This window comes from Gemmatimonadota bacterium (assembly GCA_030747075.1).
Lineage (GTDB): Bacteria > ARS69 > ARS69 > ARS69 > ARS69 > ARS69.
Window position 1 is genome coordinate 1 of the sequence record JASLLL010000015.1, and the last position, 15,082, is coordinate 15,082.

The following is a 15,082-nucleotide window of genomic DNA, read 5'->3' on the forward strand; positions in this document are numbered from 1 at the left end:
GGGTGGGCGCGTTCCCCGGTTTCCCGGGTGCGGATCGGAAGGGCCGAATCTACCCGGATCCGGCTCCGGGCGCAAGAAACGCCCCCGGACCGGGAAGTCGGCCCTCCCCGTCAAGCCCGCTGCCGGGAACGCCGATGAAGAAGAGGGGTGTCGCTGCCGACCTCCACTCGCCCCGGAAACAAAGGAAGGCACGCCGTGGTTTCAGGACACCGGCCCAAAGCCCTTGCGGGATTCATCGCGGCCGTCGCCGTGGCCTTTGGAATCGGCGCGGGCTGCCTGCGGGTACCGATCGAAGCGGATCATCTTCCCGCGTCCCCCCCCCACGCCCCCGAAGCCGCCGGGATTCCCGAGACCGGTCCGGACGAGATGTCCCTCTCAGAGTTCTCCGCCAGCGTGCGGAACCGGCCGGCCGGCGCGGAGGCCGTCGTGCATCACGAGGACCGCGTGCTGGTGTTCCGGCAAAGCGGCCTTGTGATTCGCGACGAGAGCGGGACTCCGCTGGTGACGCTGTCGCCCACCCGGACCGTCGGCGTGGAATCGAACGGCGAGATTCGCTTCGACGGGATCTACGGGCCCGGGAGTTCACTCTCGTTTCACCCGTACTCCGACCGACTCGATCACGCGCTCATTCTCGATGCGTCGTTCCCGCTGCCTGCGGGCGCGGGTTCGCTGGAAATGACCGAGACCATGGTCTATTCCCGGGACCTGATCATCCAGACCGAAGAGGGCGAAGCCGTTCACGGCCAACCCACCGAGACCCCCGGTTGGCTCAACTTCGTGACCCCGGGAGGGAGAGTCGCGTTCCATGTGCCAACGCCCTCCGCATGGGATGAATCGCACCTCGACATTCCGTGGATGACGGTGGAGGTCCACCCGCAGGGCGCGGGGCACGCCACGCTCACAACGAAGGTCCCGCTGGAGTGGTTGAACGACCCGGCCCGCCAGTTCCCCGTGTCAATCGATCCTTCGGTCAGCCCCGCGGAGCCCCCGCCAATCCTGGGGCCGCTCTTTCTCGCACCGGTCGTTCCGGGATCGCTGACCTATGTTGCGTCGGGATCGTTCACCAATCATGTCCACAGCGACATGGTCGTGAAGATCGTGTGGGGGGACGGAGACTCGATCGTCATCGGCCCGACCACATGGCCCTTCTCGGAAATACACACCTATCCGGCGCCCGGCCAGCGACGGGTGACCATCCGGGTGTCCAGCTACGAGCAGCCGGACAAGGCCGTCAGCGCAACGGTCTGGATCTTCCCCGGAGTGTAAGAACGCCAAGGCGGACCTTCGAATGGCGGCCTCTATACGGAGTCGCCGTTCGTCGGTTCGTCCGGGTCCGGGAAGTGGAAGTTGATGAGGGCCTGCGCTCCCCACACGGGGAAGGAGACCATGAGCCGGGTTCCGACAAAGTCCCCCTCCGGCCACCGGGCGCGCGCCAGAATCTGCCGTGTCATGGATGCCTGCCCGGGGAAGACATCGAGGTCGCCGTCCGCGTCGTAATCGAACACACCCCCGCCCTGCCCCGTCATCTCGGGGAAGTAGAACTCTCCGGACATTCCGTTGAAATGCGTGAAGGCCAGCCCCGATTCCAACGCGACCTCGCGAAACGCGGGCGCATCCTCCGTCGCAGTCGCGGGCAAGGCCGCGAGGAATGCGCACCCCACCGCCAGAAGACGGTACGCTCGGAGGGGTCGTTGTGTGGCTTTGCTTCGCATTGCCTCGCCGCACCTCCCGGTGCCGAGAGTACCAGACTCCGCAAAGCCGGGCGACGGCAGCGGAACAGCCCTCGGCGGAATCTCCGGCATGGCCTCGCTGCGTCCGAATGCGGGAGCACTCGATCGGCTGGGACGGGCGGGATTGGCCCCCAGGCGCGAACATCGCGCGGGACTTCCGCCCCGTTTCCACATGGCGCCCCCCGCATCCCCGGGCTAGTCTCTCCCGAAACCATGGAGGGAAAGCCCATGAACACCGATTGCACAAAGCACTCCGCTGGGGTCTCCGCGCGGTTCCGCATTGCTGTCGCTCTCTTCGTTGTCGCCGTCATCGCTCCGGTGTCCGCCGACGCTCGCGCCGTCCCGCTGGGGGGAGGCGCGATCGCCGATCAGATTCCCGGAGGACCGGCGCTCCTGCTCGTCCCGCAGCATTCCGTCCCGATGTTCTCGCTGACGGTGATCGTACCCGCGGGTTCCGCGCTGGAAACACCCGAGACGAACGGCGCCGCCCACTATCTGGAGCACCTGCTCTTCAACGGAACCACCACACGCACCCGCGAACGCATCTACGCCGACGGGGACCTGCTGGGCGCGTACAACAACGCCTCCACGCAGCGCGAGAAGACCGTCTTCCAGTTGATGCTCCCGTCCGAGAACTGGCGCGAAGGCCTTCGCCTTCAGGCGGACATGCTGCTCCACTCGACGCTCCCTCCGGACATGTTCGAAAAGGAAAAGGGGATCATTCTGGAGGAACTCGCAAAGGACCGGTCGGATCCCGGCTACGACGCGCGCCTCTTCGCCGAGCGCGTCCTTTACGGCGAGGATGCACGCTCGCTGCCGGTACTCGGGACGGAGGAGTCGATCGCGAACATGGATCCGGCCGCGCTCGCGGCCTTCTACCGGGACCGCTACCATCCGGCGGGGATGACCATCCTCGCGATGGGCGACTTCCCCGTGTCCGAACTGCGCGACGAACTCACGGCCCTCTACGGAGGGCGGGACGGCACGCCCGATCCGCTCCCGCCGCGCCCTGACTTCCCGGCGGGTGCGGAACTTCACCGCATGGAAGCCGCGGGCCTGGGGAGCGTGGAACTGCACCTTCGCATTCCGCTCCCGGGAGTCAGCGGGATCGAGGATCATGCCGCCGCGTCGCTGCTCGCAACGGTGCTGTCCGAGGGGGAAACGGACGGCATCACACGCGCCGTCACTGCCGCGACCGGTGCGGCGCCTCACTCCGCGGGTGCCTCCTTCGACCCGGGAGACCCCTGGTCGGTGCTCCGGATCTCCGCGGACCTTCCGGCGGATGTCGGGGTCGATGCCGCGCGTGCGGCCATTTCCGCGGTGGGTGCGCATCTCGCAAAACTCGCGAGCACCGGCGTGGCCTCCGCGGATCTGGAGACCGCGCGCCTTGCCTTTGCCGTGGAGGAGATCTCCTACGGCGAGAAGATGCACTACTACGGCCTCATGCGGGCGGACCTGCTCGCCGTCGGCGGCCCCACCGCGCCGAACGCGCTGCTCGACGCCGTGGGTCAGGCCACCCGTGGCGATCTGGCCCGCGTCCTTGCGGGCATTGTGGCGGACGGGCGCGTGACCGCATCCGCCGCCGGACCCGGAATGGGCGACGGCACGGAAGCGATCGGCGCCTTCACGGCAGGCAAGGGAGCCGACTGGCTGCCGGATGCCGCAGAGGCCACCACGCCACGCATCGACCTCTCGCCGCGACCCATGGTGGAGTCGCCCGTATTCCGCCGCGCGGCCCTGCCCGGCGGCGCGACGCTCATCGTTCACGCAACGCCCGACTCACGCACATTCGCGGCACACGCGCTCTACCGCAACCGTTCTGCCCGGGAGCGCGCGACGGGCGTTCCTTCGGGCACGACCGACATCCTCCACCGGATGATGGCGCTCGGCACGGAGACCATGACTCGCGATGAGCTGCGAGGGAGGCTTGCCGAACTCGGGGCCACACTCAAGACGACCGACTCCGACTGGATCCCCTACGACGACTACTCCTTCACGCCGGAGTTCTCCTACATCCGCCTGACGACTATCGACAGCTTCGGGGCGGATGCGATGGCGCTCCTCGGAGAGATCGTCCGGTCGCCGCGCTTCGACCAGGAGACGCTGCGTGCGGCCATGAGTACCGCCGTCGCGCGCGCCGCGAAGGATGCCGGGTCTCCCCGTTCGCTCGCCTGGACGCTCTTCCATGACACGCTGGGCGAAGGCCACCCGCTGGCCGACCGGGTTCACGGAGATCTCGCGGCCGGTTCCGTCACGCTGGATGCCGCCCGCGCCCATCACGCGACCTACTTCCACCCGTCCAACCTCATCCTCTCCGTGTCCACAAGCCTCCCGCCCGAGGAGGTCATCCGGGCGGCGACCGACGCCTTCGCCACCCGCGCACCCGCCCCCACGGCACCCGGGGGCGCGTCCTTCCGACCCGCCCCTGCCGCCGGGCGCACGGAGGCCGTGCTGGAAACCGGGCGCGAGCAGTCCCGGATCCTCGTGGGGAGCACGCTCTCCGTCGACCCGGCGGACGAACCCGCGCTGCGCATGGCTGTCGCGGTGCTCTCCGAGAGACTCGCGGATCGCCTCCGTGAAAAGGAGGGGCTGGCGTACTCGATCGGCGCATCGCTCCGGCTGGATGAACCGGGGGCGTGCGTACGGCTGATCGCGGGGACCCGCCCGGACAACCTCCCCCGCATGGAGGAAGGAATGCTGGAGATCGCGCGGGAACTGGCCGAGACCCCCCCGACCGCAGAGGAGCTTGACGGCGCGCGGAATCGCGGAGAGGGACGCCGACGGATGCGGCGCCTCTCCCGTATCGGGATGGCGTATTCGCTCGGCATGGCGGAGTTCCGCGGAGAAGATCCCGCCGCCCTCGACGAGGACCTTCCCGCACTTCGCGCCGTGACTCCGGAGGATGTCGCCCGTGCTGCCGCCACCTATCTCACGCTGGAGGATTACACCTGCGCGATCGCCCGGTGAACCCCGCGAGTCCTTCCGACTCCGCATTGACCCGCGGCCTGGCGCGTGCGGCCGTGGGCGCCGCCGCAGCGTGGGGGCTCGCGCTCCTTGCCGTCCAGGTCCGCCACCCGGAGCCGTTCCTGAACGACGCCGTTCTCCATACGGGACTTCTCCGCGCCATGGCCGACGCTCCGGCCAACGGCCAGAGCCTTCTGGACCCGTGGGTCGGGGCGTGGGGTCTGGGCTTTCCGGTCTTCCACTACTACCAGAGCCTCCCCCACTTCCTGGTGCTCGGGCTGTGGAAGATGTCCTTCGGCGGGATGTCGCTGATCACCGCGTTTCAGACCGTCCTGTGGCTGGCGCTGGGGACCCTTCCCGTTCCGGTCTACCTGGGGTGTCGAAAGCTCGGTGCGCGACGAGCCGGTGCCGCCGCCGCCGCCGTGCTTCTGCCGCTCATCCGCACGGACTATCTCCACGGTCTGGAACTGGAGAGCTCCACCTGGCAGGGGCTCGGCCAGTTCACGCAGGCGGTCGGAATCTGGTTCCTGCCGCTCGGACTCGCCTGGAGCTGGATGGCGCTCCGTACGGGTCGCGGCCTCGCGCGGGCGGCGCTCCTCATGACCGCCACTTTCCTTTCGCATCTCGCACTCGGATACATGGCGTTCCTCGCGCTCGGACTCGCGGCACTTCTTCATCCGCGGGAGATTCCCGCACGAATCGCAAGGCTCGCTGCCGTCGCCTCCATCACGGTCCTGGCTTCCGCGCCCGTGGTGGTCCCGATTCTCCGCGAGTTCGCGTACTACAACATCAGCACCCTCGTCCCGATGTGGAAGTACCTCTCGTTCGGGCACGCGGAAGTTCTCGCGAAGCTCGCACAGGGGGATCTTCTCGATTTCGGTCGCTTCCCCGTGATCACGATCCTCGCGGGAGCGGGACTGGTTCGCGCCGCAATCCTCGCGCGTCGCCGGGAGACGGAGCGAGGGCTTCTCGTCTTCTTCCTCTTCTTCCTCGCGCTCTTCTTCGGCCGCCCGACATGGGGCCGTCTGCTGGACCTTCTCCCGCTGGGGAGCGGCTTCCACTTCTCCCGGGCGCTCACGCTGGTTCAGTGGACCGCGGTCATCGCCGCCGGGCTTGCCGTCGGGGACGCACTGGAGCGGGTCGCGCGCGCACGCGCCGGGACCGTCGCCGCGCTCCTTCTCGCCGCCACGATCGCTGCCGTGCCCGTCGTGGAACGCACCGGCTACCTGCGGCGCAACGCGGCACTCATTCGGGAAGCCGCCGCGGAGTATGCCGCGGAGCGCGATGACCTGAACGCGGCGATCGCCGCCGCACGCGGGGATGGCGAGCGACGCGTCTACGCCGGACTCGGCGCGGCCGGGGACCCGCACGCGTGGGGCGGTTCGTTCATGGTCGGGTGGGTTCCGGTGTATGCGTACCTCCCCGTCCGGGGAGTTGATGCGTTCGGCTATCTCCACCATATGTGGTCCTTGAACTCGGACCTCTTCTCCGCATTCGACGAACGGCGCGAACACCACTATCGCATCTTCAACATCGGGGCCGTCATCGCCCCGCCGGGCCAGCCCACCCACCCGCTCGCGCAGGAGACTGCGTCGTTCGGACGCTTCACCGTCCACGAGTTCGACTCCGGGGGGTTCCTGGAACTGGTAGACACGCCCTACACCGTCGATGTTGCGAAGAAGGACATTCCCCGGCTTCACCGCACATGGCTCACCGGGCCGCTCGCGCGCACAGGGCTCCACCCCATGGTTCACCTCCGCGAAGCCGGAGGTCAACCGCCCGGGACGGCGCACGCCATCGGCGGGTACGACCTTCGCCTTCCGAGTGCGACGCCTCCTCCCGGCCCGCGTGGTGAGGTCCTCTCCGCCTCGCGTTCGGGAGACGACTTCTTCGCTCGCGTGCGCGTCGATCGAGAGTGCCGTCTCCTGCTGAAGATGACCTACCACCCCGCATGGAAAGCCACCGTCAATGGCGACGACGCCCCCGTGGCGCATCTCCTGCCAAGCTACTGTGCCGTTCCGCTGTCGCCGGGCACGCATGAGGTCCGCTTCCGATACAGCCCCGGGCGCGGGCGGCTCTTCCTGACGCTGGCCGGACTGTCCGTTCTTCTTGCCGCACTCGCCGCGGAGAGACGGTTCGGGCTTTGAGCGAGTCGTCCTTTCGCCGATACACTCGGACGAACCCCTCTCCCGCGGAGTCTCCATGCGCGTCACGCTGATTCAGCCGCCGCAGCTCATCTCGCCGACGAACTACATCTCCACGATCGCCATCCCTCCGCTGGGACTGGCGTATCTGGCGTCGTCGCTCCGAGAGGCGGGTCACGATGTGACGGTGGTCGACGGCGTGGGCGAAGGACTGGAGACCGTGTGGCGGCACGACGAGTCGCGCGATGTCTGGCTTCGGGGTCTTCCGTTCGAAGAAATCGCGGATCGCGCGCACGCGGAGTCTTCCGTGATCGGAATCGGGTGCATGTTCTCGTGTCAGTGGCCGTCCACGCGCGAACTGGTGGCGACGCTCAGGGAGCGCTTCCCCCGCGCGCTTCTCATTCTCGGCGGAGAGCACGCCTCCGCCCTGCCGGAACGAACGCTCGCGGAGTCACCGGTGGACCTTTGCGTCCTGGGCGAAGGAGAGGAGACGCTCCTCGAAGTCGTCGCACGAGCGGAAGCCGGCGAGAATCCCGCCGACTCCACCGGACTGGCCCGACGCGCCGCAGGCCACGACGGACGCGTGGAGCGCACCCCGCCGCGCAAGCGCATCCGCGACATCGATGCCATCCCCGCACCCGCATGGGATCTCTTTCCCGTGGAATCGTACATCGACTACGGCAGCCCCCATGGCGCGGTGCGCGGCAGGTCCATGCCTATTCTCGCGACGCGCGGCTGTCCCTATCAGTGCACATTCTGCAGTTCGCCGCAGATGTGGACCACCACATGGATCCCGCGTGAGCCGAAGCTCGTCGTGGATGAAATGGAGTGGCTCCGAGAACGGTACGGCGCAGAGGACTTCCAGTTCGAAGACCTGACGGCCGTCGTGAAACGATCGTGGACCCTCGAGTTCTGCAGGGAAGTGCTGGACCGGAAGATGAATGTCACCTGGCAGCTCCCGTCGGGGACGCGCAGCGAGGCCATCGACCGGGAGGTGGCGGACCTGATGTTCGCCGCCGGATGCCGGAACTTCGCGTACTCCGTAGAGTCCGGGTCCACGGAAACGCTGGCCATCATCAAAAAGCGCATCCATCTGGACAAGGTGCACGCCTCCGCCAGGGATGCACTGGCCGCCGGAATCCGGCTGCAGTGCACCTTCATCCTGGGGTTTCCCCACGAGACCTGGCGACACGCGCTGGCAACCTACCGGGAGATCGCCCGTTGCGCCGCCATCGGATTCCACGAGATGAATGTCTGCGCGTTCTCGCCTCTTCCGAATACCGAGGCCTGCGCGGAACTTCAGCGTGCGGGGAAGATCCCCGACGGAGACGATTTCCTTTACGGGCTCTTTGGCTACATGGACATCACCGAGTACCGCTCATTCCATCCTCGTTGGGGGGATCGGCGCCTGCGGTTCATGCTGTACTGCGCCTTCGCCCTGTTCTACGGACTGGCCGTCCTGATGCGCCCGTGGCGGCTTCCGGCGGAACTCTTCCGCTATGCCCGCGGCACCTCGCAGGGAAAGCTGGGAAAACTCGTCCGGGAGCTTCTTCGAAACCGGCGGCTTCGCAACCGCGCGTCGTAGCCGGTCCACTTCCCCGTAGTCGACAGATCCTGCCGGTCGGGGCATCATGGGGGACGCCCTTGCCGACCCTGCCACCGTCCGGGAGTCCTGCGTTGGAACGGAGCTACTACGACGAGTACTTCCTCTTCGAACAGGACAACTGGTGGTTCGTCAGCCGCCGCCGCATTCTCTCGCGAGTGCTTCGCGACGCCCTCCCCCACGGAGATGATCGCGAGGTACTGGACGCGGGATGCGGCACGGGCATCAACCTGTCGCTTCTCAAGAGCTTCGGAAGGGTCACCGGCATCGACTGTTCACCGGACGCCATCCGATTCTGCGCGGAACGGGGCCATCGGGATGTGATTCAGGGAGACCTCCGCTCGCTGGACCTCCCGGACGCTCGCTTCGATCTGGTGACCGCGCTGGATGTGATCGAACACATTGATGACGATGCCGCTACCGTTCGCGAGATGGTCCGCGTCACGAAGCCGGGCGGGCACCTGCTCATTACCGTTCCCGCGTTCCCCGGGTTGTGGAGCGATCACGACGAAATCAACCACCACCGGCGAAGGTATCGAAGCGCGGAACTCCGCAGCCTCGTGGAAGCGGCAGGATGCGGGATCGTGAAGTTCTCCTGCATGAACACCGTCCTGTTTCCTCTGGCCTATGCGGTTCGCACCTACCAGCAACTGCGCCGCCGCCTCTTCGGTCCCCCGGCGCATGGACCGCGCACGGACTTTGTGGACTACCATCCGGTCGTGAACCGCGCCCTCGGGAGCATCTTCTCCTCTGAGGCCCCTCTGGTTTCCGGACCCGGGCTGCCGTTCGGCCTCTCACTCCTCTGTCTGGCGCGGAAGCAGTGAACCTTCGTCGCGCGGGCATCGCGCTTCTGGTCCCCGCCGTCACGGCGGCGCTCTTTCTGCCAGCGGCGGAACTGATCGTCCGGCTGGCCGCTCCCCGCTCCCTTCCATCGCAGGAGTTCATTCGCGGCTTCGTGCTGAAGGACATGTATCTCGCCGATGAAGACTGCGGCTTCGTGCTCGCCCCCGGCTTTTCAGGACGCATCGAGCGCGACGGCGTCGTCACGGAGTTTTCGACCAACTCACTCGGGCTTCGCGGACCGGAACCGGGACCGAAAACCGGCGCGCGCATTCTCGCACTCGGTGACTCCTTCACATGGGGATGGGGAGTTCCCGATGACGAAGCATGGGTCCGGGCGGCCGCACGCGCGCTGGGGGAGAATGCGGCAGAGGGCATCAACGGCGGCGTGAACGGGTATGGCACGGAAGCGGAGCTGGAACTTCTCCGCAAGGTCGGACCGGCCGTTCAACCGGACCTCGTGCTGGTCGGGTTCTACACCAACGACTACATGGACAACTTCTTCGGTGCGCAAGGCTTCTATACCGTCCGCGACGGGTACCTCTTCAACCACTTCACGCACGAGTATTACCGCGAGAGCTGGCTCGCCCGGGAGAGCCACTTGTGGCGACTCCTCTCCGAGGCGCGCGAGAAGATCCGCACGAAGTGGTTCCACGGCATGCCCTCCTCCAGCCCGCATCGGGGCGTCTCTCAGGATGAGCTTCGCATGGGAATGGAACGCACCGTGGAACTCATGGCCACCATGCGCGACGTCTCGGATTCCCTGGGTGCCGCGTTCGGGGTCGTCTGGATGGCGGCCGATGTCTATGCCTTCCCGAAGAACCCCCCGGACATCCCGCTTCGGAGCGAGTTGCGGGAACGGGTGGCTTCGCTCGGAATCCCGTCCCTCGACCTCCTCCCGGTGTTCCGGTCGGAACGGGACATCCCCGGCCTCTTCATCCCGGGCGACGGACACATGACCGTCCGGGGGAACCGCGTGGCCGGGCGGGCAGTGGCCGCGTGGCTTCGCGATGAAGAACTCCTGTCGAGATCCAATCACCCGAACCCGTAGACGAGAGACCGCCATGACCCCACGATCTCTTCGCGCAACCGGCGCTGCCCTCCTCCTTCTGACGATGCTTCCCGGGCAGGCCTCCGCAGCCTCCCCGCCGACCGCCGATCCCGGCGCAACGCCGCGCTCCGGCCTGGAAGAAACGGAGGACCTCACCGAGAGCCTCGCGAACCATCTGCACGAAGTCTCCTTCGCCATTCTGGATCGCGACATGGAGAAGTTCGCGGAGCACTTCGCCCCGGACGCAACCGGCACCGATGTCCCGATCGGAGAGGGAGAACCCACGGCGGAGACTCGCTGGGTCCACACACGGCCCTTGCGGGAACCCGTGTCGCTGTCAGGGCGCGGCGCCCTCGCCACGGCCTGGGGCGAGTATCTGGACACCTTCCGCTCGCTGGAGGATGTGCGTCTGAAGGTGAAGTCCGCAGAGATGAATACTGACGGAAATGGAACCGTCTCCGCGTCCGCGTACATCAAGTACTTCTGGATCGGACGCGGGCCGGAAGGAGCACGCGAGTGGGTGAAAGGAGTGGGCCGCGTGAAGGCATCCCGCCCTCGGGACGGCCCGTGGACCCTCCATGAACTGACGCTCACCGACCTTCACCCTCGCGTTGCCACGGCCAACCTCTTCGATGAGGTGAGCGGTCCGGCGGGGACCGCGCTCACGGTCCCCCGCTGGGGGTCTCCCGGAAACGAGGAGTTCATGGCGCACGGAGTCGCGGTGGCCGACCTGGACGACGACGGGCTTCTGGAGATTTTCGTGACAGGTGGCGGAGAGAACCACCTGTACCGAAGCCGGGGTGACGGCACCTACGAAGACATCGCCATGAATGCTCTCGTCGGGGTGACCCCTTCCGCGACCGGCCCGCTCTTTCTGGACTTTGACAACGACGGCGACGAAGACCTCTTCCTCGCGTCGGTCGGACGCCAGATGTTCTTTGAGAACCGGTTCGTGCCGGAAGGGCGCGTGGAGTTCCTCGAACGATCGGAAGACGCCGGAGTGGCGCTTCCGGCGCACGGCTACAGCGCCGTCTCCGCCGATGTCAACTCCGACGGCTTCCCCGACATCTATGTGTGCTCGTACAACGCCTACGGAACCGTCATGCCGAACTCATGGAGCCAGGCCACGAACGGCACGCCCAATCTCCTGCTCATCAACGACGGCGGAAGACGATTCGTCGAGGCGGCCGCCGACTGGGGAGTCGCGGATTCCCGCTGGACCTACGCGGCTCAGTTCGCGGATCTGAACGGAGACCACCGAGCGGACCTCTATGTGGCCAACGACTTCGGAGTGAACGCCTTCTACATCAACGAAGGGGACCGCTTCCGCGACGCCTCACGCGAGTTCGGCATCGACGACACGGGAAACGGCATGGGGGTCTCCTTTGGTGACTACGACAACGACGGCCGCGTCGACCTCCATGTCACCAACATGTCGTCCACGGCGGGCAACCGGATTCTGGGCGTTCTGTTTCCCGACATGGAAGACTCTCCCGAGTACGCCCGCACGCTGAAGAAGTTGGCGTCCGGGAACACGCTGTACCGCAACACGGGAGACGGCTCCTTCCGCGATGTCACATCCGAAGTCGGTCCGTTTTCCGCGGGCTGGGCCTTCGGGGGCGGATTCCTCGACTTTGACAACGACGGCTGGCAGGACATTCACACGCCGAACGGTTTCATCTCCGGCAAGGGGCTTCGTGACACTTGAAGCCTCTTCTGGCGCCATGTACTGGCTGCCTCGGAGAAGCGGGACGACGCGGGAAGCGAAGACTACAAGGACGACCACTTCGGCAAGATTCTGAAGGAGGGGTTCTCGTTCAGCGGGTTCGAACGGGACCACCTCTACCTGAATGTGGACGGCAAGAGGTATGCCGACATCTCCGGGCTTTCGGGAATCGACTCCGACACCGACGGACGGGGCGCCGCCTATGCGGACCTCGACAACGACGGCGATGTCGACATCTTCCGCACGGCGTTCCAGAGGAAGGCACACCACCTCTTCCGGAACAATGTCGGGCAACGCGCAAACTTCCTCCGCGTATCCCTGATCGGAACGAAGAGCGGCACCGACGCCTTCGGAACCGTGGTTCGCGTGGGCACTTCTCGCGGAGTACAGACGCGCTTCAAGTCGGGAGGGGCGGGCTTCGTCTCCCAGCACGACCCGCGCCTTCTCTTCGGGTTGGGGAGTGACACTTCGGTGGAGTGGATCGAGGTCGCCTGGCCATCCGGGTCGGTGGAGAAGTTCCGGGGAGTCGGCGCGGGGCTGTCCGTCCTGATCACCGAGGGCCAGGGCCGGTTGACGACGCTGGAGGATCGGGCCTTCGCGCTGCCGGACCCCCCGGCCGACCGGGAGGTCCTTCTGGCGAAACTGGCCGTCCGGCCCGGCGACCGCTTCCCGGACCTTGCGCTCGGCACGCTGGCCGGAGACGCCACGACCTTTCGCGCGGAATCCGGCTCCGGCCGCGCCACTGTCGTCAACCTCTGGGCCACCTACTGCGTTCCGTGTCGAAAGGAGATGCCCGAACTGGAGAGGCTTTCCGCGGAACTGTCCCGCGCGGGCGTGGATGTGATCGGCCTCAGCATCGATGTCGGCAAGGGGCGCAAGAAGGTCCCCGGCTTCGTGCGGAAGCAACGCCTGACTTACCCCGTCTACACCACGACCGACGGCGTCTTCGCCCGCATCTATTCCGGCGACGAGGTCTTCATTCCTCTGACCTACCTGGTTGGCGCGGACGGAATCGTGACGGAGGTCTTCACAGGATGGTCGAAGGAGGCCGAAGGGGCCATTCGGAAGCTGGCACAGTGATCATCGGCCGGTCGGGTCTGGTCGTGCCCTGCCATCCGGGATAGACTCCATCGGGCTCTACTCAAGGGGAGGGATCATGCCCGGAAGAGACCGATGTCTTCTCATTCTCGGCGGCGCGGGCCTTGTCGGAGTGCAGTGCGCAAAGAAGGCCGCGCGCGCCCTGCATCCCGGTCGGATCGTCCTGGTGTCACTCTTCCGAAAGGAGACGCGGGAAGCCATCGCTTCTCTTTCGAAGGAGTTTCCCGGGATTGAGTTCGCCGGGTATTACGGGAACCTCTTCGTTCGCGGAGAACCCACGCCCATCGAGACGCGCGTTCCGGAGCCGTCGCCGCGGGACTTCGTGGAGAACGCGGAGAACCGGCGCCACATCTTCGAAGACACCTTCACGGACTTTGAGTCCGCCTATCGGGAGTCGATGCTGGTCCGCCTTCTGCTCATGGAGAAGCCCGATGCGGTGGTGGACACGGTCAACACCGCCACGGGAATCAGCTATCAGGACATCTTCTCCAGTTCGTTCGTCGTGTCGAAGGGGCTGGAGGAGGCCCGGGAGGGCGGCCTTGGCGAGGGCTTCGCAACGGATGTGGAGAAGCACCTGATCGCCGGGGGCATCCCGCAGCTCATCGTCCATGTTCGTCTCCTGCACCGTGCGCTCTCGGAGGCGGGTTCCCGGATCTATCTGAAGGTCGGGACAACCGGCACCGGCGGCATGGGTCTCAACATTCCCTACACGCACGGCGAGGACAAGCCCAGCCCCACACTCATGGCCAAGACGGCCACGGCCTTCGCACAGACGGGACTGCTGTTCCTGATGGCCAGAACGCCGGATTCTCCCATCATCAAGGAGATCAAGCCCGCCGCCATGATCGGCTACCGGGACATCGGCTACCACATCATCAGAGGGCCGCAATACCGGCCTGCCGGGAAAAGCGGCGGCATCACGGTCACGCACGGAGAGGCCTACGCGCTCTACGAAGCGCGGGGAGAACCGCTGGCGGACATCCTCGACAACGAACCCTGCTTTGACGGATATGAACGCCTCCAGGACAAGGACGGCCGCCCCGCAAAGCTCCTGCTTCCCTGCGTGAACACAGGGGAGAACGGGATCTTCACGCGTGGAGAGTTCGAGGCCATCACGGCCCTCGGCCAGATGGAGTTCGTCACGCCGGAGGAGATTGCCGACCTCGTGACGCTGGAGCTCGCGGGGAACAACACGGGAAGAGATGTCATCTCCGCCGTGGACTCCTCCGTGCTCAATCCGTCGTACAAGGGAGGCCTCATTCGCGGAGTGGCCATCGAGGAGCTGGAGGAACTGGAGAATGAGAAGGGCGTTCCCTCGGTTGCCATCGGGCAGCTCGGGCCGCCGCAACTCGCGAAGTACCTGTACGAGGTCCACTTCCTGAAGCAGCTCCACGGGACCGTCGAGCGAGTTCTCGCTGACGAGGACGGCCACGCCCGCACGCCGGAAGACCTCTCGCGGGAGATGGAAGCGCTCGTCACGGAGAGCCCGCTCCGACACACCATCACATCCATCGGTATCCCCATCCTGCTGCCGGACGGAACCGGCATCCTTCGCGGACCGGTCATCAAGATTCCGCCGTACAACAAGAAGGCGCATCGGATTCCGCTGACGGAAGATGCCGTGGACGCATTCGCGAAGAAGGGCTGGGTGGATCTCCGCCCCGCACACATGTCATGGTGGCTGGACTGCTTCGCAAGCATGAGGCAAACGGTCTATCGGCGTGGTTCCAAGTGGAGTTCGGAACGCTTGGACCATGCGTCCTATCTGCATTCGGAGATCCGGATCGGAGAGGTGGTGGCCTGGATCTTCAATAACCGGATTTCCCCCAGAGGCCATCGCATCAAGTAACGAACCGGAGGGCGCGTCTGGCGAATCCCCGAGGGACCGCGGGAGATCCCCCCCGCCCGGAGGTGGACCCCGCACTG

General features: G+C 66.2%; 10 protein-coding genes. 9 read left to right on the forward strand and 1 reads right to left on the reverse strand.

The features are described 5' to 3' along the window. Positions 1–195 precede the first annotated feature (195 nt). Positions 196–1,266: a hypothetical protein gene (locus tag QF819_06480; protein ID MDP6802804.1), complete on the forward strand. Its 1,071-nt coding sequence runs from the start codon at positions 196–198 to the stop codon at positions 1,264–1,266. Positions 1,267–1,298: 32 nt separating this feature from the next. Here the strand turns inward: QF819_06480 and QF819_06485 are convergent, their stop codons facing one another. Further along, the gene (locus tag QF819_06485) at positions 1,299–1,712 is read right to left on the reverse strand and encodes a hypothetical protein (protein ID MDP6802805.1); all 414 of its coding nucleotides are present in this window, start codon (positions 1,710–1,712) and stop codon (positions 1,299–1,301) included. Between the two features lie 246 nt (positions 1,713–1,958). Between QF819_06485 and QF819_06490 the strand changes: the two genes are divergently transcribed. The 8 genes from QF819_06490 (at position 1,959) to QF819_06525 (ending at position 15,005) form a co-directional block, all read left to right on the forward strand. Continuing rightward, complete coding sequence (locus tag QF819_06490; GenBank protein ID MDP6802806.1) at positions 1,959–4,697, forward strand: pitrilysin family protein; 2,739 nt, start codon at positions 1,959–1,961, stop codon at positions 4,695–4,697. Positions 4,698–4,723: 26 nt separating this feature from the next. Further along, the gene (locus tag QF819_06495) at positions 4,724–6,841 is read left to right on the forward strand and encodes a 6-pyruvoyl-tetrahydropterin synthase-related protein (GenBank protein MDP6802807.1); all 2,118 of its coding nucleotides are present in this window, start codon (positions 4,724–4,726) and stop codon (positions 6,839–6,841) included. Positions 6,842–6,896: 55 nt separating this feature from the next. Continuing rightward, the gene (locus tag QF819_06500; GenBank protein MDP6802808.1) at positions 6,897–8,423 is read left to right on the forward strand and encodes a radical SAM protein; all 1,527 of its coding nucleotides are present in this window, start codon (positions 6,897–6,899) and stop codon (positions 8,421–8,423) included. 92 nt (positions 8,424–8,515) lie between these two features. After that, a complete protein-coding gene (locus tag QF819_06505; GenBank protein MDP6802809.1) occupies positions 8,516–9,265 on the forward strand; it encodes a class I SAM-dependent methyltransferase in 750 nt (249 codons plus the stop codon). Continuing rightward, positions 9,262–10,332: an SGNH/GDSL hydrolase family protein gene (locus tag QF819_06510; protein MDP6802810.1), complete on the forward strand. Its 1,071-nt coding sequence runs from the start codon at positions 9,262–9,264 to the stop codon at positions 10,330–10,332. The genes QF819_06505 and QF819_06510 overlap by 4 nt, the downstream gene beginning before the upstream one ends. Before the next feature lie 13 nt (positions 10,333–10,345). Next, positions 10,346–12,040: a VCBS repeat-containing protein gene (locus tag QF819_06515; protein ID MDP6802811.1), complete on the forward strand. Its 1,695-nt coding sequence runs from the start codon at positions 10,346–10,348 to the stop codon at positions 12,038–12,040. A gap of 144 nt (positions 12,041–12,184) precedes the next feature. After that, positions 12,185–13,138: a redoxin family protein gene (locus QF819_06520; protein ID MDP6802812.1), complete on the forward strand. Its 954-nt coding sequence runs from the start codon at positions 12,185–12,187 to the stop codon at positions 13,136–13,138. Between the two features lie 76 nt (positions 13,139–13,214). After that, on the forward strand, positions 13,215–15,005 hold the full coding sequence (locus QF819_06525) for a hypothetical protein (protein MDP6802813.1): 1,791 nt from the start codon (positions 13,215–13,217) through the stop codon (positions 15,003–15,005). Positions 15,006–15,082 lie beyond the last annotated feature (77 nt).

What these genes read in the sequence shown, in the direction of transcription:
- QF819_06485 (MDP6802805.1), bottom strand. Translation starts at nt 1,712, where the DNA reads ATGCGAAGCAAAGCCACACAACGACCCCTCCGAGCGTACCGTCTTCTG.
- QF819_06490 (MDP6802806.1), top strand. Translation starts at nt 1,959, where the DNA reads ATGAACACCGATTGCACAAAGCACTCCGCTGGGGTCTCCGCGCGGTTC.
- QF819_06500 (MDP6802808.1), top strand. Translation starts at nt 6,897, where the DNA reads ATGCGCGTCACGCTGATTCAGCCGCCGCAGCTCATCTCGCCGACGAAC.
- QF819_06515 (MDP6802811.1), top strand. Translation starts at nt 10,346, where the DNA reads ATGACCCCACGATCTCTTCGCGCAACCGGCGCTGCCCTCCTCCTTCTG.
- QF819_06525 (MDP6802813.1), top strand. Translation starts at nt 13,215, where the DNA reads ATGCCCGGAAGAGACCGATGTCTTCTCATTCTCGGCGGCGCGGGCCTT.